Origin of the sequence: Kitasatospora sp. CB01950 (genome assembly GCF_001905465.1) — a bacterium.
Taxonomy (GTDB): domain Bacteria; phylum Actinomycetota; class Actinomycetes; order Streptomycetales; family Streptomycetaceae; genus Kitasatospora.
Genome location: NZ_LISX01000015.1, coordinates 74,301 through 97,884 on the forward strand (window position 1 = coordinate 74,301; position 23,584 = coordinate 97,884).

General features: G+C 73.0%; 24 protein-coding genes. 13 read left to right on the forward strand and 11 right to left on the reverse strand.

Translation table 11 applies throughout. The annotated features are described in order from the left end of the window. Window positions 1–379: 379 nt before the first annotated feature. Both AMK19_RS29115 and AMK19_RS29120 read right to left on the reverse strand, forming a co-directional pair. Window positions 380–871, reverse strand: coding sequence for a GNAT family N-acetyltransferase (locus AMK19_RS29115; protein WP_073817108.1), 492 nt, complete (start codon window positions 869–871; stop codon window positions 380–382). Between the two features lie 289 nt (window positions 872–1,160). Next, window positions 1,161–2,528, reverse strand: coding sequence for an FAD-binding oxidoreductase (locus tag AMK19_RS29120; RefSeq protein ID WP_073817113.1), 1,368 nt, complete (start codon window positions 2,526–2,528; stop codon window positions 1,161–1,163). Window positions 2,529–2,876: 348 nt separating this feature from the next. On the opposite strand from AMK19_RS29120, the gene AMK19_RS29125 reads away from it, so the two are divergent. Then, entirely contained in the window at window positions 2,877–3,362 is a 486-nt protein-coding gene (locus AMK19_RS29125) for a hypothetical protein (RefSeq protein ID WP_073817117.1), read from the forward strand. 73 nt (window positions 3,363–3,435) lie between these two features. Further along, entirely contained in the window at window positions 3,436–4,704 is a 1,269-nt protein-coding gene (locus AMK19_RS29130) for a VanZ family protein (protein WP_073817120.1), read from the forward strand. 74 nt (window positions 4,705–4,778) lie between these two features. On the opposite strand, the gene argH is transcribed toward AMK19_RS29130, so the two are convergent. The 7 genes from argH to argC all read right to left on the reverse strand — a co-directional run bounded on the left by argH (window position 4,779) and on the right by argC (window position 12,533). After that, a complete protein-coding gene (argH, locus tag AMK19_RS29135; protein WP_073817123.1) occupies window positions 4,779–6,200 on the reverse strand; it encodes an argininosuccinate lyase in 1,422 nt (473 codons plus the stop codon). Between the two features lie 91 nt (window positions 6,201–6,291). After that, complete coding sequence (locus AMK19_RS29140; RefSeq protein ID WP_073817126.1) at window positions 6,292–7,485, reverse strand: argininosuccinate synthase; 1,194 nt, start codon at window positions 7,483–7,485, stop codon at window positions 6,292–6,294. A gap of 110 nt (window positions 7,486–7,595) precedes the next feature. After that, window positions 7,596–8,144, reverse strand: coding sequence for an arginine repressor (locus AMK19_RS29145; RefSeq protein ID WP_073817129.1), 549 nt, complete (start codon window positions 8,142–8,144; stop codon window positions 7,596–7,598). A 25-nt stretch (window positions 8,145–8,169) separates the two neighbouring features. Next, window positions 8,170–9,384, reverse strand: coding sequence for an acetylornithine transaminase (locus AMK19_RS29150; RefSeq protein ID WP_073817131.1), 1,215 nt, complete (start codon window positions 9,382–9,384; stop codon window positions 8,170–8,172). Further along, window positions 9,381–10,313 (reverse strand): acetylglutamate kinase, encoded by a 933-nt coding sequence (argB, locus tag AMK19_RS29155; RefSeq protein ID WP_073817135.1) that lies wholly within the window; start codon window positions 10,311–10,313, stop codon window positions 9,381–9,383. Before argB ends, AMK19_RS29150 begins: the two co-directional genes overlap by 4 nt. Before the next feature lie 22 nt (window positions 10,314–10,335). Next, entirely contained in the window at window positions 10,336–11,508 is a 1,173-nt protein-coding gene (gene argJ / locus AMK19_RS29160) for a bifunctional glutamate N-acetyltransferase/amino-acid acetyltransferase ArgJ (protein WP_073817139.1), read from the reverse strand. Continuing rightward, window positions 11,505–12,533, reverse strand: a complete 1,029-nt coding sequence (argC, locus tag AMK19_RS29165) for an N-acetyl-gamma-glutamyl-phosphate reductase (RefSeq protein ID WP_073817142.1) — start codon at window positions 12,531–12,533, stop codon at window positions 11,505–11,507. The genes argJ and argC overlap by 4 nt, the downstream gene beginning before the upstream one ends. Window positions 12,534–12,649: 116 nt before the next feature. On the opposite strand from argC, the gene AMK19_RS29170 reads away from it, so the two are divergent. From AMK19_RS29170 to AMK19_RS29185, 4 genes are read left to right on the forward strand one after another with little or no spacing between them, the layout of a single operon-like run. Then, a complete protein-coding gene (locus AMK19_RS29170; RefSeq protein ID WP_241844640.1) occupies window positions 12,650–13,891 on the forward strand; it encodes a hypothetical protein in 1,242 nt (413 codons plus the stop codon). A 45-nt stretch (window positions 13,892–13,936) separates the two neighbouring features. Next, on the forward strand, window positions 13,937–14,671 hold the full coding sequence (locus tag AMK19_RS29175) for a VOC family protein (protein WP_073817145.1): 735 nt from the start codon (window positions 13,937–13,939) through the stop codon (window positions 14,669–14,671). Between the two features lie 12 nt (window positions 14,672–14,683). Further along, window positions 14,684–14,863, forward strand: a complete 180-nt coding sequence (locus tag AMK19_RS29180) for a hypothetical protein (RefSeq protein WP_073817147.1) — start codon at window positions 14,684–14,686, stop codon at window positions 14,861–14,863. 9 nt (window positions 14,864–14,872) lie between these two features. Then, a complete protein-coding gene (locus tag AMK19_RS29185) occupies window positions 14,873–15,514 on the forward strand; it encodes a TMEM175 family protein (RefSeq protein WP_073817151.1) in 642 nt (213 codons plus the stop codon). 249 nt (window positions 15,515–15,763) lie between these two features. Here AMK19_RS29185 and AMK19_RS29190 read toward each other — a convergent pair whose 3' ends face one another. After that, entirely contained in the window at window positions 15,764–16,756 is a 993-nt protein-coding gene (locus AMK19_RS29190) for a LacI family DNA-binding transcriptional regulator (protein ID WP_073817153.1), read from the reverse strand. A gap of 245 nt (window positions 16,757–17,001) precedes the next feature. Here AMK19_RS29190 and AMK19_RS29195 point away from each other — a divergent pair, with 245 nt between their 5' ends. The 5 genes from AMK19_RS29195 to AMK19_RS29215 all read left to right on the forward strand — a co-directional run bounded on the left by AMK19_RS29195 (window position 17,002) and on the right by AMK19_RS29215 (window position 21,261). Next, window positions 17,002–17,907: a ribokinase gene (locus AMK19_RS29195; RefSeq protein WP_083647466.1), complete on the forward strand. Its 906-nt coding sequence runs from the start codon at window positions 17,002–17,004 to the stop codon at window positions 17,905–17,907. A 93-nt stretch (window positions 17,908–18,000) separates the two neighbouring features. Then, window positions 18,001–19,347, forward strand: coding sequence for an NtaA/DmoA family FMN-dependent monooxygenase (locus AMK19_RS29200; protein ID WP_073817159.1), 1,347 nt, complete (start codon window positions 18,001–18,003; stop codon window positions 19,345–19,347). 36 nt (window positions 19,348–19,383) lie between these two features. Beyond that, complete coding sequence (locus AMK19_RS29205; RefSeq protein ID WP_073817162.1) at window positions 19,384–19,914, forward strand: flavin reductase family protein; 531 nt, start codon at window positions 19,384–19,386, stop codon at window positions 19,912–19,914. Next, on the forward strand, window positions 19,907–20,332 hold the full coding sequence (locus AMK19_RS29210) for a riboflavin kinase (protein ID WP_073817165.1): 426 nt from the start codon (window positions 19,907–19,909) through the stop codon (window positions 20,330–20,332). The genes AMK19_RS29205 and AMK19_RS29210 overlap by 8 nt, the downstream gene beginning before the upstream one ends. A gap of 227 nt (window positions 20,333–20,559) precedes the next feature. Continuing rightward, window positions 20,560–21,261, forward strand: a complete 702-nt coding sequence (locus tag AMK19_RS29215) for a nicotinamide mononucleotide transporter family protein (RefSeq protein ID WP_073817168.1) — start codon at window positions 20,560–20,562, stop codon at window positions 21,259–21,261. Between the two features lie 63 nt (window positions 21,262–21,324). Here AMK19_RS29215 and AMK19_RS29220 read toward each other — a convergent pair whose 3' ends face one another. Then, window positions 21,325–21,867 (reverse strand): serine hydrolase, encoded by a 543-nt coding sequence (locus AMK19_RS29220; RefSeq protein ID WP_073817170.1) that lies wholly within the window; start codon window positions 21,865–21,867, stop codon window positions 21,325–21,327. Between the two features lie 28 nt (window positions 21,868–21,895). Between AMK19_RS29220 and AMK19_RS29225 the strand changes: the two genes are divergently transcribed. After that, complete coding sequence (locus tag AMK19_RS29225; protein ID WP_073817172.1) at window positions 21,896–22,396, forward strand: GNAT family N-acetyltransferase; 501 nt, start codon at window positions 21,896–21,898, stop codon at window positions 22,394–22,396. Between the two features lie 132 nt (window positions 22,397–22,528). Next, on the forward strand, window positions 22,529–23,551 hold the full coding sequence (locus AMK19_RS29230; RefSeq protein ID WP_073817175.1) for a DUF4190 domain-containing protein: 1,023 nt from the start codon (window positions 22,529–22,531) through the stop codon (window positions 23,549–23,551). The last annotated feature ends 33 nt before the right edge of the window (window positions 23,552–23,584 follow it).

The window sequence follows — 23,584 nt, forward strand, 5'->3', positions numbered from 1 at the left end:
GAGGCGTCCGCGCCGGACGGCACCTGGTGCCGGGAGGAAGAGTGGGTGCTGGCGTCGGGCCGTGGGTCACCGGTCGGAACGGCCGCGCGGAAGGCGTGGCTCTGTCGAGTCTTCGGTGGGCGGGACGTCAGCGGGGCGCGCCGGGCGCAAGCCTCAGCGACAACACATTCGACGCATTCGACGGCACATGCGTCGCTCACCTGCCGGCGTCGCGCCGGTGGGGATGCATGTTGTCGTCGTGGTCATGGAACCCAGTAAATCAGACATTTGGTGAACGTCCCAATGCCCAGGACGCGCTGTCCGGCATCTGGACACGACCCTTGCGGGGCAAGGCCGCGGCGCCCGCCCGGGTGTTCGGGACGGGCGCCGCAGGGGTGGTTCAGGCCGCCAGCGAGGTCTCGCCGGGCTTGGCCAGGGTGACGATCGACAGCCGCCGGGAGACCTCGCGGACCTCGGTCTCGCGGTAGCCGAGGCGCTGGTACAGCCGCAGGCTGCCGCTGCGGTGGCCGGTGAACAGTTCGAAGCCGGCGCCGGCGCCGTCCTCGGTGAGCTGCGCCTCCAGCGCGGTCAGCAGGCGGCGGCCGAGGCCGTGCCGCTGCATCCGCGGGTGCACGACCAGCCGGTCGATCTGGCCGACGCCGGCCTCGTCCACCCAGCCGCGCACCGAGCCGACCACCTCGTCGCCCAGGCGGGCCACCAGGGCGCGGTGCTCGGCGAGTTCGACCTGGAGGCTCTCCAGGCTCTGGGTCAGCGGTTCGAGGTTCCAGTCGCTGTACAGCTCGGCCTCGCTCTGGAAGGCGAGGTACTGGAGCTTGAGGATCTGCTCCGCTTCATCCGGTCGTGCCGCTGCGATGATCACACTCATGCCCATGTGAGGGGGCCTCCATCGTCAATCGCCCGGCGCGCGCGAGTGAGGGTCTGGCACCGGCCTTGTCCGAGGTGTGCCCGGACGGGGATCGGCCCGGCCCGGGAAAAGCGCGACACGTCCCACCGGACGGTGGTCCGAGACGCCGGAACTGACGCGCTCACGCTCAGTATCCGGACGGTCGGGCTACCGTCAAGAGAGACGTTCGCCAGCGCTCTACCCCGCCGACCGCCGCTCTCAACCTCGCGGACGCCCGACGTGGCGAGCGTCACGCCGCCCCGCCGGAGCGGCCCCCTCACCCGCTCGGACGAATGTTCTGGTTCACCCGGAACAGGTTGCCCGGGTCGTAGCGGTCCTTCAGCGCCACCAGCCGCTCGTACTTCGCCAGCCCGTACGCCTCCACCACCCGGCCCTGCCCCTCCAGGCCCATCAGGTTCACGTACGCCCCGCCGGAGGAGAACGGCCGCATCGCCTCCCAGCACCGCCGCACCCACGCCACCTGCGGCTCCGCCGGGCCGGTCGTCCACCGGCCCACCGCGCTCAGCAGGTACGGGGCCTGCCGGTAGGTGTACGCGCCGTCCTCCGCGCCCACCCGGGCCACCGCGCCGCCCAGGAACGCCAGCTGGACGTGCGCGTCCGGCGAGGGCAGGGCGGCCACCTGCTCGGCCAGGCAGTCGATCGCCGCGCCGTCCAGCACCGACAGGAACTCGGAGCGGCCGAACACGCCCGCGCCCGGGCCCCGGCCGGTGTCCAGCATCTGCTGCCACAGCGTGTACGGGCGGGTCTGCACGGTGTCCGCGACCACGCCCGGCAGCGCGCGCAGCGGCGCCACCACCTCCCGGCCGCGGTCCGCCCGCCCGGCCCAGCACAGGCCGATCCGCACCGCCGCCTCCCCCGCCGGCAGCTCCGACACCCCGCGCGGACGGCCGAACTCGCACGCCGCCGTCAGCCCGTCCGGGGCCTGCGCCATGAAGTCCCGCACCGCCGCCACCGTCTCCGCCAGCGCCTCCCCGGGCAGGTACAGCGCCCCGCACAGTACGTGCGGGCCCACCCGGTGCAGGCGGTACGTGAACGAGGTGACCACGCCGAAGTTCCCGCCGCCGCCGCGCAGCCCCGCGAACAGCTCCGGGTGCGAGGCCGCGCTCGCCGTCAGCAGCCGGCCCTCGGCGGTCACCACGTCCGCCTCCACCAGGTTGTCGCAGGTCAGCCCGTACGCCCTGGCCAGCCAGCCGATGCCGCCGCCGAGCGTGGTCCCCGCGATGCCCGCCGCCGAGTAGGGCGCGCCCGGCGCGGCCAGGCCGAACGCCTGCGTCTCGTGGTCGAACCCGCCCCAGGTCACTCCCGGCTGCGCCCGGGCGGTCCGCCGCTCCGGGTCCACCCGCACCCCCGTCAGGCCGGACAGGTCGATCAGCATCGCGCCCTCGCCCGTCCCCAGGCCCGCCAGGCTGTGCCCCGCGCCCCGGACCGCCGCCGGCAGCCCGTGCTCCCGGGCCACCGCGACCGCCTGCAGCACGTCCGCGACACCGGTGCACTGCGCGATCACCGCGGGACGCCGGTCCACCGCCGCGTTCCACACCCCCCGCGCCCGGTCGTACTCCGCGTCCCCGGGCACCACGATCCGCCCCCGGAACCCCTCGGCAAGCGTCACGGCTGCGTCGGCCATGGCCCCAGCCTAGGCGGGCTGCCCGCCGCCCGCTCCACCGGAATCGGAGGAGTGGAATCCGGATTTCCATGGCGAATGCATTGCCATTGCTTTTCCGAAGTGATGCCCGTCACTGATCATTTTCGCCTACCGTGATCAAGCAACCGGAATATCCGACCGTCCGTCTCCGATGCCCTTTTCGTTCCCGCACTGACATGTAACGGACAGTCACATCCGCCATGCTCTGCCGCCCCATGGCTGCTTGCCCTCCCCATACGCACCGGACATCATCGTTCCGGCCGCACCGGAAAACCCGGCCGCGGCCGCCGGGAGCACGTCCTTCATTCACCTTCATATCTGGGGGGAAGTATGCGACTCGTCCACCGTCTTGCCGCGACCACGGCCGCGGCCGTCTCCGTTCTGGCCCTGTCCGGAGCGACCACCGCCGCCTCCGCGGCGGACCAGCCGGGGCAGCTGATCGGCTCGGCCTCCGTCGCCGTGACCGAACCGGCCGCCAAGGGCGTCCAGGAGGCCGGCGGCAACTGCAACTACGAGGTCTCCTGCACCAAGCTGAGCAACGGCACCCTGTACGTGGGGGTCTACCAGGGCACGAACTTCGGCAACGACATACACGACACCTTCGAGAAGACCGGCGGCGGCACCATCACCGCGCGCTTCGCGTACAACGCGGGCCACGGGACGCTGTACGACCAGGGCGCTTTCACCCAGTCGGCGGGCCAGACCAAGTACTTCCGCTGGCAGAACCAGACCATCGACTACTGCGCACAGGTGGTCGGAATCCTCGACGTGACCGGCCAGGGGTCGTTCCAGACCCCGCCCGTGTACATGTGCTGACACGCGCTGTCCTCGGCCCGCGCCCGAAGACGGCGCGGGCCGTTCGCACCTTCCCTGCCGACCTGGATGCTCAATGATTCGCGCGATCCTCAACGGGAACCCCGGCCTGCTGCCCGCGTTCCTGGTCACCGCCCTGCTGCTCGGGGCGCTCTCGTTCTTCCTCGGGAAGGCCCGCGGGCTGCCGCGCCGGTCGGCGCTGCTCGGCGGGGTGTCGCTGGCCGGGGTGCTGGCGGCGACGCTGTATCCGACCGGCGGGGCGCGGTCGGCGTCCCGGATGTGCCTGTACAGCCGGGACTTCGCGACGGCGTTCAGCACCCAGCAGGGGCTGATGAACGTCGCGCTGTTCGTGCCGCTGGCGTTCTTCGCCGCGCACGCGACACGGCGGCCGGCGCTGGTGCTCGCGGGGTGCGTCGGATGGTCGGCCGTCACCGAGACCGTGCAGTCGCTGACGCCGGGGATCGGCCGGGCCTGCGACTCCGGCGACTTCGTGGCCAACTCCGCCGGAGCGCTGCTGGGGGTGGCGCTGGCCTCGGCACTGCGGCGGGCGTGGCCGGGGCGCCGGGAGTGGTCGCTCGGCGCGGTGGCGCTGGTGGTCCTGCTGGTGCCGGTGGCGGTGGTGCAGCGGGCGGCGGTGACGCCGACCTGGAGCGATGCCGCACTGTCCCCGGCCCACGACCCGGACCAGCTCGAACTCGCCCGCCGAAACGCGGAGTTGCTGTACGGGCCGGGCACGGCGGTGGCCAACGTGCAGCACTCGGCGGCGATGGGCGAGACGCCGGAGCAACTCCTCGTCACCACCGCCACCGGTTCGTTCCGACTGGAGTGGCCGTCGGGCCGGCTCGTCTACGGATCGCTGATCCCGTTCGCCCCGCCGACCGGCGGCAGCGACGAGGAGGCCCGGGCGGCGGCGGACGCGTTCGCCGCGACGTGGTTCCCCGGTGTCACGAGCGGCGCCGACGTGGATGTCTACCGGGCGAACCCGGCGACTGCCCGGCGCACCGTGCAGTACCGGCGCTTCCGCGCCGACGGGCTGCTGCTGCCGGTGCGGCTGGACATCGACGTGGACCCGGACGGCCGGGTCGCGCAGGTCAACTCGCGCATCGTCGACGACCCCGACCTGCCCGCGGTGACGGTCACCGAGGAGGCGGCGATCGCGGCGGTGACGTCCCGCCACTCCGGGCCGGTCAAGGGCGCGTTCCTGCTGGCGCTGAAGACGGACGGCAGCTGGCGGGCCTGCTGGGCGGTCACCCTGCTGGCCGATCCCGACCCCGCCAGGCCCGGAGTGTCGTACGTCGTCGACGCGCTCACCGGCGAGGAGATCGTCGCCAACGCGAGCCGCTGACCCGCGGCGCCGACGAGAGGCGCCGACGAGAACGGGGCCGGACGGTTCGTCCGGCCCCGTTCGTGCATGACGGGCTAGCCGATCCAGGCCTGCTGGTCGGCCAGGTCCTGCTTGATCTCGGCGAGCTGGACGGCGACCGCCGAGGGGGCGGTGCCGCCGCGGCCGTTGCGGGAGGCGATGGCGCCGTGCACGGACAGGACCGTGCGGACGTCCGGCGTCAGGTGGGTGGAGATCGCGGCGAACTGCTCGTCCGTCAGGTCGGACAGCTCGATGCCCTCGGCCTCGCAGACCTTGACGCAGGCGCCGGCCACCTCGTGGGCGACGCGGAACGGCACGCCCTGCTTGACCAGCCACTCGGCGATGTCGGTGGCGAGCGAGAAGCCGGCCGGGGCGAGCTCCTCGAGGCGCTCGCGGTGCACGGTGAGGGTGGCGATCATGCCGGTGAAGGCGGGCAGCAGGACTTCCAGGGTGTCGCAGGAGTCGAAGACCGGCTCCTTGTCCTCCTGGAGGTCGCGGTTGTAGGCCAGCGGCAGCGCCTTGAGGGTGGCGAGCAGGCCGGTCAGGTTGCCGATCAGGCGGCCGGACTTGCCGCGGGCGAGCTCCGCGATGTCGGGGTTCTTCTTCTGCGGCATGATCGACGACCCGGTGGAGAAGGCGTCGTGCAGCGTGATGAAGCCGAACTCCTTGGTGTTCCAGATGATGATCTCCTCCGCGATCCGCGAGAGGTTGATGCCGATCATCGCGGTGACGAAGGCGAACTCGGCGACGAAGTCGCGGGAGGCGGTGCCGTCGATGGAGTTGCCCACCGAGCCGCGCTCGAAGCCGAGTTCGGCGGCGACGGCCTGCGGGTCGAGGCCCAGCGAGGAGCCGGCCAGCGCGCCGGAGCCGTACGGGGAGACGGCGGTGCGGGTGTCCCACTGGCGCAGCCGCTCGGCGTCCCGGCCGAGGGCCTGGACGTGGGCGAGCACGTGGTGCGCGAACAGCACGGGCTGGGCGTGCTGGAGGTGGGTGCGGCCGGGCATCGCGGTGTCCGGGTGGGCCTCGGCGAGGCCGACCAGGGCGTGCTGGAGGTCGAGGATCAGCGCGCCGATGGTCCTGGCGTGGTCGCGCAGGTACATCCGGAACAGGGTGGCGATCTGGTCGTTGCGCGAGCGGCCGGCCCGCAGCTTGCCGCCGAGGTCGGCGCCGAGGCGCTCCAGCAGGCCGCGCTCCAGGGCGGTGTGGACGTCCTCGTCGGCGACGGTGCCGACGAACGCGCCGGACTCGACGTCGGCCAGCAGCCGGTCGAGGCCGGCCAGCATGCCGTCCAGCTCGGCGTCGCTGAGCAGGCCCGCCTTGTGCAGGACCCGGGCGTGGGCCTTGGAGCCGGCGATGTCGTAGGAGGCGAGCCGCCAGTCGAAGTGGACGGAGGCGGAGAGCTTGGCGAGGGCCTCGGAGGGGCCGTCGGCGAAGCGCGCGCCCCAGAGGCGGACGTCTGCGGGCTGGTCGGCGGTCATCGCGTGGGCTCCTTCGAGGGTGGGTCCGGTTGTGGAGGCGCCCCGGCCGCCGTGGCGGATACGGCGACCGGGGCTGGCTACTGCTGGTCGATCAGGCCAGGTCGCGGCGGGCGGCGATCTTCGAGGACATGCCGAAGATCTCGATGAAGCCCTTGGACATGGACTGGTCGAAGGTGTCGCCGGTGTCGTAGGTGGCGAGGTTGAAGTCGTACAGCGACTGGTCGGACTTGCGGCCGTTGACGACGGCGCGGCCGCCGTGCAGGACCATCCGGATCTCGCCGGAGACGGCCTGGTTGGCCTCGTTGACGAAGCCGTCCAGGGCGCGCTTGAGCGGGGAGAACCACAGGCCGTCGTAGACCAGCTCGGCCCAGCGCTGCTCGACCTGCCGCTTGTAGCGGGCCAGCTCGCGCTCGACGGTGACGTTCTCCAGGGCCTGGTGGGCGGTGATCAGGGCGATCGCGCCGGGGGCCTCGTAGATCTCGCGGGACTTGATGCCGACGAGGCGGTCCTCGACCATGTCGAGGCGGCCGATGCCCTGGGCGCCGGCCCGCTTGTTCAGCTCCTCGATGGCCTGCAGGACGGAGACCTTGCGGCCGTCGATGGCGACCGGGACGCCGGCGTCGAAGGTGATGACCACCTCGTCGGCCTCGCGCGGGGTGGCCGGGTTCTGGGTGTACTCGTAGACGTCCTCGATCGGGGCGTTCCAGATGTCTTCCAGGAAGCCGGTCTCGACGGCGCGGCCGAAGACGTTCTGGTCGATCGAGTACGGGTTCTTCTTGGTGGTGACGATCGGGAGGTTCTTGGCCTCGGCGAAGGCGATCGCCTTGTCGCGGGTCATCGCGTAGTCGCGGACCGGGGCGATGCACTTCAGGTTCGGGGCCAGCGACTGGATGCCGACCTCGAAGCGGACCTGGTCGTTGCCCTTGCCGGTGCAGCCGTGGGCGACGGTGGTGGCGCCGTGCTTCTGCGCGGCGGCGACCAGGTGCTTGACGATCACCGGGCGGGACAGCGCGGAGACCAGCGGGTACTGGCCCTGGTAGAGGGCGTTGGCCTTGAGGGCCGGCAGGCAGTACTCGTTCGCGAACTCGTCGCGGGCGTCGGCGACCTCGGCCTCGACGGCACCGCAGTCGAGGGCGCGCTGGCGGATGACGTCGAGGTCCTCGCCGCCCTGGCCGACGTCGACCGCGACGGCGATGACCTCGGCGCCGGTCTCCTCGGCGATCCAGCCGATGCAGACGGACGTGTCCAGACCGCCCGAGTAGGCGAGTACGACGCGCTCAGTCACGGCTTTCTCCTTCAGTACAGGTTTCATGCGGCGTTAGGCATAAGTATGCACGAGTGCGTATGCATTGCCAAACCGGCGGCACTCGGTGGGTCTGTCGCAGGTCGGGAGGGCTACTGCGACTTGGCCTGGGCGAGCTGCATCAGGTGGTCGGCGAGGGCCTGTCCGCCGGCCGCGTCGCGGCTGATCAGCAGCACGGTGTCGTCGCCGGCGATGGTGCCGATGATCTCGAACACCTCGGCGGTGTCGATCGCGGAGGCCAGGAACTGGGCGGCGCCGGGCGGGGTGCGCAGCACGACCAGGTTGCCGGAGGCGGTCGCGGAGACCATCAGCTCGCCCGCCAGCCGGGCCATCCGGGCCTCGCTGGCGGACTCGCCCATGGGGGCGCGCGGGGTGCGGTCGCCGCCCTCGGCCGGGACGGCGTAGATGAGCGCGCCGTCCCGGTTGCGGATCTTCACCGCTCCGAGTTCGTCCAGGTCCCGGGAGAGGGTGGCCTGGGTGACCACGAGGCCGTCGTCGGCGAGCAGTTTGGCCAACTGGCTCTGTGAGCGGACGGGTTGGCGGGTCAGCAGGTCCACGATCCGGCGGTGTCGCGCGGTGCGGGTCTGCGGGACCTGCGGCAGGGGGCCTGCCGTGGTCGACTCGGGGCGGGGTTCGGTCATAACTGATGATTCTCCTGAAAGACGCTCAGCTGTTCGCGTCGGGGGCCGTTTCGCGGACCGTTCGGAGGATCGCGGGCAGCGCGGCGAGGAACCGGTCGGCCTGCTCCTCGGTCAGGATCAGCGGCGGGACGAGGCGTACGGCGTCCGCGACGGCGGCGTTGACCAGGAAGCCGGCGTCCTGCGCGACGGCCTGCACCTGGGCGGCGACCGGCCGGGTGAGCACGATGCCGAGCAGCAGGCCCTTGCCGCGGACCTCGGCGACCAGCGGGTCGCCGATCGCCTCGATGCCGTGGCGCAGGCGCTCGCCGAGCTTGGTGACGTGCTCCAGCAGGCCCTGCTCCTCGATGGTGCGCAGCACGGCGAGGCCGGCGGCGGCGACCACGGGGTTGCCGCCGAAGGTGGTGCCGTGCTGGCCGGGGGCGAGCAGTTCGCCGGTGTCGCCGAAGGCGAGCACGGCGCCGATCGGCAGGCCGCCGCCGAGGCCCTTGGCGAGGGTGACGATGTCCGGGTCGACGCCGTCCTCGGCCTGGTGGGCGTACCACTGGCCGGTGCGGCCGATGCCGGTCTGGATCTCGTCCAGGACCAGCAGGGTGCCGGTGGCGCGGGTGATCTCGCGGGCGGCCGCCAGGTAGCCGTCGGGCATCGGGATCGCGCCGTTCTCGCCCTGGACGGGCTCGACGAAGACGGCGGCGGTGTCGGTGGTGACGGCCTGCCGGAGGGCTTCGACGTCGCCGAGCGGGACGTGCGTGACGTCGCCGGGCAGCGGCTTGAAGGGTTCCTGCTTGGCGGGCTGCGCGGTGAGCGCGAGGGCGCCCATGGTGCGGCCGTGGAAGGCGCCCTGGACGGAGACCAGGTGGGTGCGGCCGGTCAGCCGGGAGATCTTGAAGGCGGCCTCGTTGGCCTCGGCGCCGGAGTTGCAGAAGAACACCCGGGCCGGGCGTCCGGCCAACTCGACGAGCTTCTCGGCGAGTTGGACGGTCGGTTCGGCCATGAACAGGTTGGAGACGTGGCCGAGGGTGGCGATCTGGCCGGTGACGGCCTCGACGATCGCGGGGTGCGCGGTGCCGAGTGCGTTGACGGCGATGCCGCCGACCAGGTCGAGGTACTCGTTGCCGTCGGCGTCCCACAGCAGGGCGCCCTCGCCGCGCACCAGCGGGATGCGCGGGGTGCCGTAGTTGTGCATCAGGGTGTGCCGGTACCGCTCGGTGATGGCTGCGTTGCTGCTCGGTGTGTCGCTCATGCCAGGCCCCCCAGTACGGTGGTTTCGTCGTCGGGCACGACCATGGTGCCGATGCCCTCGTCGGTGAAGATCTCCAGCAGCAGGCTGTGCTGGACCCGTCCGTCCAGGACGCGGGCGGTGCCGACGCCGGAGCGGACGGCGCGCAGGCAGCCCTCCATCTTGGGGAGCATCCCGGTGGCCAGGGTCGGGAGCATCTCCTCCAGTTCGGAGGCGCTGAGCTGGCTGATCACGTCGTCGGAGTTCGGCCAGTCCTGGTAGAGGCCCTCGACGTCGGTGAGCACGACCAGCATTTCGGCGTCGAGCGCGACCGCCATGGCGGCGGCGGCCGTGTCGGCGTTGATGTTGTAGATGTGGCCGTCGGCGCCGCGGGCGATCGAGGAGATCACCGGGATGCGGCCGTCGGCGATCAGCGCCTTGACCGCGCCGGCCTCGATGTTGACGATGTCGCCGACCAGGCCGATGTCGACCTGTTCGCCGTCGACCACGGCGTAGCGCTTGACCGCCGTCATGGTGTGGGCGTCCTCGCCGGTCATGCCGACGGCGAACGGGCCGTGCGCGTTGAGCAGGCCGACGAGTTCGCGCTGGACCTGCCCGGCGAGCACCATCCGGACCACGTCCATGGTCTCGGGGGTGGTGACGCGCAGGCCGGCGGTGAACGAGGACTCCAGGCCGAGCCGGTCGAGCTGGGCGCTGATCTGCGGGCCGCCGCCGTGCACCACGACGGGGTGCAGGCCGGCGTAGCGGAGGAAGACCACGTCCTGGGCGAAGGCGGCCTTGAGCTCCTCGTCGACCATGGCGTTGCCGCCGAACTTGATGACCACGGTCTTGCCGTGGAAGCGCTCCAGCCAGGGCAGCGCCTCGATCAGGGTGCGGGCCTTGGGCAGGGCGGCGTTGCTGCGGGCCTGTTCGCCCTTGGGTGCGATCTGCATGGCGTGTGTCGATTCCCCCGGGTCAGCTGGAGTAGGCGCTGTTCTCGTGGACGTAGTCGGCGGTCAGGTCGTTGGTCCAGATGCTGGCGGAGGCCCGGCCGGCCTTCAGGTCGGCGGTGATGACGACCTCGCGGCCCTTCATGGAGACCAGGTCGCGGTCGTCGCCGACGCCGCCGCCGCGGCAGACCCAGACGCCGTTGATGGCGACGTCCAGCTGGTCGGGGTCGAAGGCGGCGGAGGTGGTGCCGATCGCGGACAGCACCCGGCCCCAGTTGGGGTCCTCGCCGTGGATGGCGCACTTGAGCAGGTTGCTGCGGGAGATCGTGCGGGCGACGTCGACGGCCTCGTCCTCGGTGGCGGCATTGACGATGTCGATCCGGATGTCCTTGGACGCGCCCTCGGCGTCGCCGATCAGCTGGCGGGCCAGGTCGGCGCAGACGGTGCGCACGGCCTCGGCGAACTCGCCCTGCTCGGGGGTGGCGCCGGACGCGCCGGAGGCGAGCAGCAGCACCGTGTCGTTGGTGGACATGCAGCCGTCGGAGTCGACCCGGTCGAAGGTGGTGCGGGTGGCGTCGCGCAGCGCGGCGTCCAGGCCGGCGGCGTCGACGGCGGCGTCGGTGGTGACGACGACCAGCATGGTGGCCAGGCCCGGGGCGAGCATGCCCGCGCCCTTGGCCATGCCGCCGACCGTCCAGCCCGCCGGGGCGGTGACCTGGGCGGTCTTGTGCACGCTGTCGGTGGTCTTGATGGCGATCGCGGCGGCCTCGCCGCCGGTGCCGCTGAGCTCCTTCGCGGCCAGCTCGATGCCGGGCAGCAGCTTGTCCATCGGCAGCCGCTGGCCGATCAGGCCGGTGGAGCAGACCGCGACCTCGATCGCGCCGACGCCGAGTTCGGCGCCGACCTTCTCGGCGGTGGCGTGGGTGTCCTGGAAGCCCTCCGGGCCGGTGCAGGCGTTCGCGCCACCGGAGTTGAGGACGACGGCGGCCAGCTCGCCGTCCTTCAGCACCTGCCGGGACCACTTGACCGGCGCGGCCTGCACCCGGTTGGAGGTGAACACGCCGGCGGCGGCGCGCTGCGGGCCGTCGTTGACGACCAGCGCCAGGTCCGGGGTGCCGGACGCCTTGATGCCGGCCGTGACGCCCGCCGCGCGGAAGCCCTTGGCCGCGGTGACGCCGAGGTTCCGAGTGTCCGTCATGGTGCGACTCCATTCAGCGGGAGACCGAGCTCCTCGGGCAGTCCGAGGGCGATGTTCATGCTCTGCACCGCGCCGCCGGCGGTGCCCTTCACCAGGTTGTCGATCGCGCTGATCGCGATGATCCGCCCGGCGTACTCGTCCAGCACGACCTGCAGCACGGCGGCGTTCGAGCCGTAGACGGACGAGGTGTGCGGCCACTGGCCCTCGGGCAGCAGGTGGACGAACTTCTCGTCGCCGTAGGCCTGTTCGTACGCGGCGCGGAGCTGCTCGGCGGTGGTGCCGGGCTTGGCCCTGGCGGAGCAGGTGGCGAGGATGCCGCGCGGCATCGGGGCCAGGGTGGGCGTGAAGGAGACGGTGACCGGCTCGCCCGCGAGCGGGGTCAGGTTCTGCGCCATCTCCGGGGTGTGGCGGTGGCCGCCGCCGACGCCGTACGGGCTCATCGAGCCCATCACCTCGCTGCCCAGCAGGTGCGTCCTGGCGGCCTTGCCCGCGCCGGAGGTGCCGGACGCGGCGGTGATCACCGCCTCCGGCTCGGCCAGGCCCGCGGCGTACATCGGGAACATCGCCAGCGTCACGGCGGTCGGGTAGCAGCCCGGTACCGCGATCCGCTTGCTGCCCTTCAACGCCTCGCGGTGGCCCGGGAGTTCGGGCAGCCCGTAGGGCCAGGTGCCGGCGTGCGGGGAGCCGTAGAACTGCTCCCAGTCCGCCGAGGACGTCAGCCGGTGGTCGGCGCCGAGGTCCACCACCAGGACGTCCTCGCCCAGCTGGGCGGCGACCTCGGCGGACTGGCCGTGCGGCAGGCCGAGGAACACGATGTCGTGCCCCGCCAGCGTCTGCGCGTTCGTCGGCTCCAGCACCCGGTCGGCCAGCCCGATCAGGTGCGGCTGCAGCGCGCCGAAGCGCTGCCCCGCATTGGAGCCGCCGGTCAGCGCCCCGATCTCCACCTCCGGATGCCCTTGCAGCAGCCGCAGCACCTCGCCGCCCGCATACCCGCTCGCTCCGGCGACAGCAACTCGCAATACCATGGCATTCCCTCCTGAATCCCAGCATGAATATACGCAGCTCGGCAAAATCATGCAAGAATGCCGACTGTCGTACCGGCTCCCCGCCGGTTGTCGCACCCGGGTTCTAGCCTGCAGCCATGACCGAACTCGCGGCACTGGCCCGCATACCGGGCGACAGCGACTTCCCGGCGGAGCGGCTGACCTGCCACCCGCGACTGCCGCTGGCCGTCGCCACGTCGAGCGGCAGCCGTGCCGTCCGCGTCCTCGACTGCGCCGAGGGGCTTCGCGAGCTCGCCGTGCTCGACGTCGAACCGGGCACGTCCCCGTGGGACGACTCGTGGCCGCAGACGGTCGCCTGGCACCCGTACCGGCCGCTGCTGGTCGTGGCGGACGGGGAGTCCCTGCTGCGGTGGGCCGCCGACGGGCCGGCCGATCCGGTGCGCACCCCGGCCGGGACGGCGTACGACGCCCTGGCGTTCAGCCCGGACGGCGGGACGCTGTGGGCCGCGCCGTCCGCCGAGGACGGCTGGGAGCGATCGGACGTCCTCGACCCCGCCACCGGCGCGGTCACCGCCACCGCCCGGCAGTGGGACACCGGCGTCTCCGTCCACCCCTCCGGCGCGCTGGTCGCCACCCTGTCCAGCGACCAGGGCGCCACGTCCTGCCTGTTCGCCCGCCCCGGCGACGGCCCCGGGTCGGCGATGCGGACGCTGCGGCAGACGCTGATCCTGGACGTCGACGGCTACGGCGCCCCGCTGTTCAGCGCCGACGGGCGGCACGTCGCGGTCCGCGGCAACGCGTACGTCGACTCGCTGGACGTCTTCGCCTTCCCCTCGCTGCGGAGCGTGCTGTCGACGACGCTCTCCGAGGACCGCTCGGTGGAGTGGCCGCACGACAACCTCGCCTGGGACGCCCGGCCCGGCACGCTGTGGATCGGCACACCCACCGGCTCGCTCCTCGAACTCGACATCGAGGCCGAGGAGGCCACCGAGCACGCCTCCCCCGACGACGTCCCGGTCTCCGCCCTGGCCGCCACCGCGACCGGCGACCTGCTGGTCGCCCGCGCCGACGGCGGACTCGTCCTGCTGTCGGTGCGGCCGGACGCTCCCGCCCCCGCCCCCGCCCCCGCCCCCGCCGTCGCCGTCGCAGTCGCCGTCGCCGTCGCCGTCGAACCGAACGACGACGTCGCGGTGTTCCTCGCGGGAACGGAAGACGCCCCGCTGGAAGGCGAGTTGGACGACTACCTCGTCCTCACCGACGGCACCCGCGACTGGACGGACGACGACCTCGCCACGGTGACGGAGACCGCCCCCGGCGATCCGACCTGGCTCCGGATCCAGGCCTCGATGAACCGGTTCCGGGCCGAATCCGGGACCTGACGTCCGATCGGCCCGGGGCGGGTCGCGGTGCATAGGATCGCCGGCATGGCACTGCGACCCGCCCATCTGATCATCAAGGCCGTCGACCCGGTGGCGGTCGGCCGTTTCTGGGCGCAGGCCCTCGGCTGGACCGCCCACCACCCGGGCGTGACCACGTACGTCGCGCCGCCCGGCGACCTGGTGTGGCCTCACCCCACCGCCGTCGGCCTCGACCTGGTGCCCGTCCCGGAGGCCAAGGGCCCGGTCAAGAACCGCACCCACCTCGACCTCGCCACCCACTCCCCCGCCCACCAGTCCGCACTGGTCGCCCGCCTGCTCGACCTCGGCGCGACGCCGGTCGACCTCGGCCAGGGCGACGTCCCGTGGACGGTCCTCGCCGACATCGAGGGCAACGAGTTCTGTGTGCTGGAGCCCCGCGAGGTCTACCGGGACACCGGCCCGATCGCCGCCGTCGTGGTCGACTGCGCGGACCCGCGAGAGATGGCCCGGTTCTGGGGCGGGGCGATCGACTGGACGGTGCACGAGGTCGCCGACACCCACGCGTCGCTGCGCGCCGCCGCCGGAACCGGCCCCTACCTGGAGTTCCTCCGCTCCACCGACGGCCGCCTCGCCCCCGACCGCCTCCACCTCGACCTGCTGCCCGGCGGCGACCCGTCCGCCGAAGTCGCCCGTCTGCTGGACCTCGGCGCGACGCCCCTCGACCTCGGCCAGGGTGACGCCCCGTGGACGGTGCTGGCGGACCCGGAGGGTCACGAGTTCTGCGTGCTCGCGCCGCACTGACGGCGTCCGCCGATGGCCGCAGGGCGACGGACGGGCGGCGGCGCGGCGCTCCTCGTGGGGACGGAAGTCGCGCCGCCGGAGGGCGAGTTGGAGGAGCACCTCGGCGGCACCGACAGCGCCTGCACCGGGGCCGACCTCGACACGGCCGCGTCGCCCGCTCGGCTGCGGGGCCGGTCGATGCCGCCGCCCTAGAGTGACCGCATGGCCACGGACAGCGACGCCGCCGGCACTGTGCCCGAGGGGGCGTACAGCTCCCCGGGGCGGCTGGTCGCGCTGTCCGACAGCGTCTACGCGATCGCCCTGACTCTGCTCGTGCTGAACATCTCCGTGCCGGGCGGGCTGGAGCACTCGCAGTTCACGCACGCGCTCCACGACGTGTGGCCCCGGCTCGGCACGTACGGCCTGAGTTTCGTCGTCATCGCCGCGCTGTGGCGGGACCACCGGCAGATCTTCGAGTTCGTCGGGCGGGTCGACGGCGCGTCGATCCGGCTGACGCTGGCGAGTCTCGGCGCGGTGGCGCTGCTGCCGTTCCCGACGGCCATGCTGTCCGACTACGGGGGGCGCGAGCCGCTGGTGGTGACGTTCTACGCCGCCACGATCTGCGCGGCCAACCTGCTGCACCTGCTGCTGTTCGTCAGACTCCTGCGGCACGCCCCGCTGCGCGCCCGCGCGATCCCGCGGCGGGTCGTCCGGAGCACGGCGGTGGACCACGCCGGGACGATCCTGATCTCCTCGGCGACCGCGGCGGTCGCGTGGGCCGTATCGCCCACCGCCGGGCTCTTCCTGTGGCTCGCCGCGCTCCCGTGCGGCCTCGTGGCCCGCAGGATGCGGCGGCCGTGGTGAGCGGCGGCGGACCGGCCCGACGTCCGGCTGAGTGACCGTCAGTCCCCGGTGCACGTCCGGCGCCGAGGCCGTGACCCCGACGTGGAAGGAGCGGCTCATCCCGGCCGCCACCACCACCGAACCCGGGCCGACCGTGTCGGCGGGGCAGGCGACGGTGAACTCCACCGGGGTGGGGTCACCGTAGGACGGGGTGCAACGGATGTCGGGTGCGCTGTGGCCGGTCCGGTCGCCGGTCCGGTCTGCGGGCCGTCAGGCGTTGGCGTCGGTGGAGGCCCGGACCACCAGTTGCGGGGCGAAGCGTTCCACGTTCTCCGCCCGTTCCCGCGCCGACGCCTGGAGCAGGGTGAGCGCCCGTTCGGCCATCGCGGCGAGCGGGTGGCGGATGGACGTGATGGGCGGGTCGAGGAGTTCGAGTATCTCGGTGTCGTCGAAACCGGTAACGGCGATCTCCCCGGGGACGGACACGGCGGAGCGCTGCAGGGTGGAGACCAGGCCGACGGCGAGGACGTCCGCCCCGCAGACGACGGCGTCGATCCCGTCGCGCCGCTCGGCGATCCGGCGTCCGGCGGTGCGGCCGGCGTCGGTGGTGAAGCTGGGGAGCAGCACGGTGGCGGCGCCGTCCCCGCGGGCGGAGGTGAACGCGGCGAGGCGTTCCGCGCCGGAGGAGGAGGCCTGGTCGGCGGCGACCAGGGCGATCCGGTGGCGGCCGAGGGTGTCGAGGTGGTCGAGGAGCAGGCGCATCGCGGCGGCGTTGTCGAGGGTGACGGCGACCGTTCCGGAGCGGCGCGCCCAGCGGTCGAACTGGACGACGGGGGCCCGTTTGGCGGCGGCGCGGACGGCGGGGCCGGAGCCGGCGGCGGAGACGGGGACGACGACCAGGCCGTCGACGCGTCCGCTGAGCAGGGTCTCGATCTGTTCGGCCTCGATGTCGACGGAGTTCGCGGCGTCGGAGACGACGAGTTGGCCGCCGGCGGCGCGGACCTGCTGGGCGATGGCGTCGGCGAGCTGGACGAAGTAGGGGTTGGCGAGGGTGGGGACGACGACGCCGACGGTGCCGGTGGTGCCGGTGCGCAGGGCCCGCGCGGAGTGGTTGGTGCGGTAGCCGAGTTCGCGGGCGGCGTCCTCGACGCGGCGGGCGAGTTCGGGGTCGACGTTGCGCGGGGTGCCGGCCAGGACGCGCGAGGCGGTCGCGCGGGAGACGCCCGCGGCCGCGGCCACATCGAGGAGTCGGGGCGCTGTCACTGGGGTCCTCCCCGGTCGGGAACGGTGCCAAGAGGCGTGGTCGGTCATGGTGTTGGCAGCGGCCTTGGTGGGTGCGCCGACGCGGGTCCGATGTCGAAACGGTGTCGGCGCGGTCTCGGATCGGTCGGCCGCGGACCGGTGTGCCCGAGTCGGCGGAATGCGCAGCACGAGGGTACTTGACGGTGGGTGAGGGCTGGGCCAGAGTGTGGGAGATCGATCTCCCATGGAGCTCCCGAGGAGCACAGATGCCGTCCATCACCGTCGTCGGTTCGGTCAACCGCGATCTTGTGCTGACCGTTCAGGACCTGCCGCGACCTGGCGAGACCGTGCTCGCGGGGCGGTTCGTGGAGGGCGTCGGCGGCAAGGGCGCCAACCAGGCCGTGGCGGCCGCCCGGCTCGGTTCGCGGGTGCGGCTGGTGGCCCGGGTCGGGGCGGACGCGGAGACGATCCTGCGGGCGCTGGCCGCCGAGGGCGTGGACGTCGCGGCGGTGCTCCCGGCCGAGGACGCCAGCACCGGGATCGCCTCGGTGGTGGTCGACCGTGCGGGCGAGAACACCATCGTGGTCAACCCGGGCGCGAACGCGGCCCTCACGGTCGCCGACCTGCCGGCCCAACTGGCCTGCGCGGGCGAGGTGTTGCTGGTGCAGCACGAGATCTCACCCGAGGTGGTCGCGGCGGCGGTGCTGCGGGCCCGGGAGCAGGGCGGCCGGGTCGTCCTCAACCCGGCCCCGGCTCGGCCGGTCGCGTCCGAGGTGCTGGCGGCCGTGGACGTCCTGGTCCCCAACCTGGGCGAGCTCGCCACCCTGCTGGGCGTCGAGCGGCCGACCGGCCCGGACGGTGCCCGCGAGCTGCTGGAGAGCGCCCAACTGCCGTGCGACGCCGTGGTGGTGACGCTCGGAGCGGACGGGGCGCTGGTCAAGCAGCCCGGCCGGCCGGCCGTCCACCTGCCCGCGCCGGTGGTGGACGCCGTCGACACGGTCGGCGCCGGCGACACCTTCTGCGGGGCGCTCGCCGACTCCCTCGCCCGCGGCAGCGACCTGCTCGCCGCCGCCGAACGCGCCGTCCGGGCAGCCTCGTTGGCGGTCACCGGGCTCGGCGCGCAGTCCTCGATGCCGTCCGCGGCGCAGCTCGACCCCCCACCCGCCTCCTGACCGCACGGCAGCAATCTTCCCTACTCGACTTCACTCAGCCTTTCCTGACGAATCGTCAGCTTCCCTGTACCACCGGTTCAACGGAGAACACCCATGCGCAGCCTCAAGCTCGGACTGTTCGAGAACGCCCAGACCAACGCGAGCGGCACCGCCACCTGGCGGCACCCCGACAGCCGTCGGCACGAGTTCGACACGCTCGGCTACTGGCGCGAGGTCGCGCAGCTCTGCGAGGACGCCAAGTTCGACTTCCTGTTCCTGGCGGACGCCTGGGGCTGGTCGGAGATCAACGGGGTGCGCCCGCCGATCGCCACCGAGGAGACCCTCGACCTGCCGCGCCTGGACCCGTTCGTGGTCGCGTCGGCGCTGCTCGCCTCGACCACCGACCTGGGCCTGGTGGTGACGGGTTCGGTGCTGGTGGAGCCGCCGTACGCGTTCGCCCGCCGCCTGGCCACCCTGGACCAGCTGTCCGGCGGCCGGCTGGGCTGGAACATCGTCACCACCGGCACCGCCGACACGGCCGTGAAGGCGTTCGGGATGGACATGGTCGCGCACGACGACCGGTACGCGATGGCCGAGGACTTCCTCGAGCTGGTCTACAAGTACTGGGAGGGCGCCTGGGAGCCGGACGCCCTGGAGAAGGACAAGGCGGGCCGGTTCGCCGACCCGGCGAAGGTGCACCTGGTCGAGCACGAGGGCCCGTACTTCCGTTCGCGCGGCTACGGCAACACGTCGCGTTCCCCGCAGGGCACCCCGGTGCTGTTCCAGGCGGGCGCGTCCCCGGCGGGCCGCCGGGTCGGCGGACGGCACGGCGAGTGCATGTTCGTCGGCAGCGGCAGCGTCGAGCAGCTGGCGGGCCACACCAGGGCGATCCGCGAGGAGGCGGTGAAGGCCGGCCGCTCCGCCGACCAGGTCAAGGTCATGTCGGCGTTCTCCTGCGTGGTCGGCGCGACCACCCAGGACGCCGAGCGCCGCTGGCAGCGAATCCTGGCCGCGCAGCGCCCGGAGGTCACCGTGGCCTCGTACGCGATGTTCACCGGCCTGGACCTGTCCTCGTACGCGCCGGACACCCCGATGAGCGAGCTGTCCACCGAGATGTCCCAGACCCAGGTCGCCCGGTTCGCCGGCAAGACGGTCGGCGACGTGCTCGCCGACTGGCACACCCACGGCGTCGGCGCCCGTCCGGTGGTCGGCACCGCCGAGGAGATCGCCGACGAGATCTGCGCGCTCGCCGAGGGCGCGGACCTGGACGGCTTCCTGCTCTCGCCGCCCGTGCAGCCCGCGTCGACCGTCGAGTTCGTCGAGTCGGTGCTGCCGATCCTGCGCGCCCGCGGCGTGTTCCGCGGCGAGTACGCGGACGGCGAGTCGCTGCGCGAGCGCCTGACCGGCGCCGACGACCGGGCGCTGCCGGCCAGCCACCCGGCCGCCCGGTACCGCCACTGACCCACCCCCACCCGTGACGAGAGGACGGCGACGGCCATGGCCATTCCCGCCCCCCACCCCACCACCGCACCGGAGCGCAGCGGCCCGGACCTGAGTGCGGACGTGCTGCGCCGGGCCTTCGGGGCGTACCCCACCGGTGTGGTCGCGATCGGCGCGCTGCGCGACGGTGCCCCGGACGGGTTCGCGGCGAGCTCGTTCGTGTCGATATCGCTGGAACCGCCGATGATCGCGGTCAGTGTGGCCCGCACCTCGACCACCTGGCCGCGCCTGGCGGACCTGCCGGTGCTGGGGCTGAGCGTGCTCAGCCACGGCCAGGGCGCGCAGTGCCGCCGGCTGGCGTCCCGGGCGGGCGACCGCTTCGAGGGCACCGACTGGCAGGCGACGGCGGACGGCGCAGTGCTGATCGAGGGCGCCGCGCTGTGGCTGACCGCCACGGTCGGCGCGGTGTACGACGGCGGCGACCACGAGATCGTCCTGATGAAGCTGCTCACCGCCGAACTGTTCCCCGGCGTGGAGCCGCTGGTGTTCCACACCAGCCAGTTCCGCGAGCTGTCCCCGCATGCCTGAGTCCGTCCCGACCTGCCTGTCCGGCACCGTCGTCCACGGTGCCGGGCGGGGCCGGGGGCTGGGCTTCCCCACCGCCAACATCTCCCCCGACCCCGGTTCGGACGTTCCACCGCCCGCCGTCTACAGCGGCTGGCTGGCCCGCCCGGCCACCGGTGGCGTGCACCGCGCGACGATCAGCATCGGCACCAACCCCACCTTCGAGGACGGTCCGCTGATCCACACCGAGGTGTACTGCCACGACACGTCGGACGACCTGTACGGCGAACGCGTCGAACTCCGGTTCGTCGCCCGGATCCGCGACACCGTCCGGTTCGCCTCGGTGGACGAGCTGCTGCTCGCCGCCCGGGCGGACGTCCTCCGCTCGGAGGCACTGCTCGACTCTGCGCACGGCCGCCGCGCGCGGCCGGTCTTCACCTGACGTTCCGTCAGTTTCCGTTCCCCACAAGCCCGGTCGGCCCCGCTCTCCCGCTTCCCCCTGCGGGGCCGACCGACCCCCCCTCCCCCCCTGCACGGCACGCACCCCCACCCCCACCCCCTCGTCTGCGCCCGACGCCCGCGTGCCCGGCCGGCCCCGCCCCCGCTTCCCCCGTAGCGGGGCCGGCCGCTCCTCCCCCTCCTCGCTCCGAACGAACAAAGGTGTGAGCAATGAGCGCATTCCACTGGCTGAACGAGCAGTTCAGCTTCTTCGGACTCCCCGTGTACTGGTCCGACTTCCTGGGCAACATCCTGGCGCTCGCCACCGTCTGGCTGGCCCTGCGACGGTCCCTGGTGGCCTGGCCGGTGCAGATCCTCGGCTCGGTGTTCCTGCTGATCGCCAGCCTGAACGTGCACCTCGGCGGCAACGCCGCCCGGCAGGTCGTCATCATCGTGTCGGCGACCTGGGGCTGGGCCACCTGGAAGCGCAGCCGTGAGAAGGAAGGCAGCATCAACGTCCGCTGGGCGACCTGGACCGAGCGCACTGTCCTGATAGCCGCGATGGCGCTCGGCACCGGGGCGTTCGCCGGGCTGCTCAAGGCGACGGACGCCTCGTTCTACCCGGGCGCGCCGTGGTGGATGGTCCTCGCGGACGCCTGGATCTTCGTCGGCTCGATCCTCGCCATGTACAGCCAGGCCCGCCGCTACATCGAGTTCTGGTTCGTCTGGCTGGCCGTGGACCTGGTCGGCGTGCCGCTGGCCATCCACTCGGAGCTGTACTTCTCCGGCATCGTCTACGGCATCTTCTTCGTCATGGTGCTGCTGGGCATCCGCGACTGGGCCTCCCGCAGCCAGCCGCAGGACATCGCCTCCCCGCTGGAGCCGGCCGTCCAGGTCGAGAGCCGCGACGAGAACCGGCACTCCGCGCACTGACCCCCACCGCCCGCGGCAGGTCGGCCCCACCCCCATGGGGGCCGGCCTGCCGCGACGTCTGCGTCAGGACGCCCGGAGCGCCCGGTGGACGGCCGCGATCAGGCGGTGGTTCTCCGGGCCCGCGCCGTACCGGGACGGGAAGCCGAAGCGCCGGCGGGTATAGGCGTAGGCGAGACCGGTGGCCGGGTCGGCGAAGCCGAGCGAGCCGGTGGCGCCGCTGTGGCCGAACGCGTCGGGGCTCAACGGGCGGAATATTCCGGTGAGTTGCTCGAAGCCGAGGCCGAAGGCGTCCTCCAGTCCGGTGCACAGGTCGATGCCGTGGAACTGCGGACGGGCGAACTCGGCGACGGTCTCCGGCTTCAGCAGCGGGGCCCGGCCGTCCAGCTCCCCGATCGCCGCCGCGTACATCCGCGCCACGCCGCGCGCGGTACCGACGCCGCCGGCCGAGGCCTGCCCGAGGGCGCGCACCGCACGAGTGTTGGCGAACTCCACCAGCTCGGTCGGCGCGGGCCCGTTCCGGTTGCCGGCGGCGGCGACGATGGTGGTCGGGTCGAGCGTCCGGGCCGCCAGCCCCTTCGCCGGCGGCCGCGTCCTCGACTGCGCCACGTGAGGTGCGCAGTGCGATGATCCAGGGATGGCCGAACCGGTGATCCGTCCGCGACAGAACGACGACCTGCCCTCCTGCGTCCGGGTGTTGGCCGCCGTCCACCGGGCGGGCGGGTACCCGGCGGTGTGGCCGGACGAGCCGGAACGTTGGTTGACGCCGCGGGAGTTGATCGGCGGGTGGGTCGCTGTCGACGGGCCGGCCGTGCTCGGGCATGTGGCGCTCACCCGTGCGAAGCCCGGCCTGGCGGCGGCGGCCGGGCTCCCGGCCGAGCAACTCGCGTCCGTGGCACGGCTGTTCGTCGACGTGTCGGCCCGGCGGGCGGGGCTGGCCGGTGCGCTGTTGGACCGGGCGGTGCAAGCGGCGGCCGAGGGCGGGCGCCGGCCGGTGCTGGAGGTCGCGTCCGACGCCGCGGGGGCCATCGCGCTGTACGAGCGGGCCGGGTGGCGACACCTGGGCACCGCGGCCGGGGGCTGGCTCACGACCGCCGGGCAGCCCGCCGTGGTCCACACCTATCTCGGCCCGGTCTGACCTTCGCCCGGTGCCGTCCGCCACTCGTGGGACGATACGAAAACCGGTTCGCCTGTGGTCGGCGGTTCAGGAGAGACTTCCTGGTCGCGATCGGTGCGCCGATCACCGCCGTCCCTGAGCCCAAGGTTTCGCATGACCGCTCCCACCCCGCCCGACCGCCCCGAATCCGAGCCCACCCCCGAGGCCGCACCGACCGCCGCGCCCGCCGCCGAGGCCGCGCCGGCCGTCGAAACCGCGGCGGCGGCCGAGCCCGTCAAGAACCCGTGGGCCGTGCCGGATCCGAACGCGGTCGCGGCGGTGGCGCAGGCGCCGGTCGCGGCGGGCGGGTACTGGCAGCAGCCGTTCGCCGCCCCGGCCCCGCAGGCGCGGAACGGCATGGGCGTGACGGCGCTGGTGCTCGGGATCGTCGCGGTGGTGCTCTCGCTGCCGCTGATCCTGTTCTGGTTCACCTGGCTGCCGGCCCTGCTCGCGGTGATCTTCGGCATCATCGGCATGAACCTGGCCCGCAAGGGCCTGGCCACCAACCGGGGGTTGGCGCTGACCGGCGTCGTGCTGGGCGGCGTGGGCCTGCTGGCGTCCGTCGGCACCGGCGTCCTCGCCGTCGTCGAGCTGCGCGACACCATCCGCGAGCACGACCGCACGGTGCAGGAGCAGCAGCACAGCGCGGCCGAGCGGCAGCGCCTCGCGGACGAGCAGCGGCAGCGGAGCGCCGCCGAGCAGGAGGCGAAGGCCGCCGACGAGCGGGCCCGCCGTCTGTCCTTCGGCGGGACCTACACCTACCCCGACGGCCTAAAGGTCACCATGGCCCGGCCGACGGCCACCACGCCGAGCCGCAGCGGCGGCGCACAGCTCCCCGAGGACGCGACGTTCGTGCAGGTTCAGGTGACGGTGGTCAACACCACGTCCGCCGAACTGTCGCTGTACGGCTCGGGCCTGCTCATCGTCAAGGACGCCAACGGCACCCTGCTGCACCCGCTGTTCGGCAGCGGCCAGTACAAGGGGCTGCCGCAGTCCCTCGCGCCCGGCCAGGAGGCGACCGCACTGGAGACGTACGGCCTGCCGAACGCCTCGGCCGACCCGTTCTCGCTCCAGTTCACGCACGGCACCCGGCTGGAACGCAAGGACGTGATCTGGACGGGCGCCCCGCCGCACTGATCCACCGCCCTTCCCCCGCACCGGAGTTGCCCC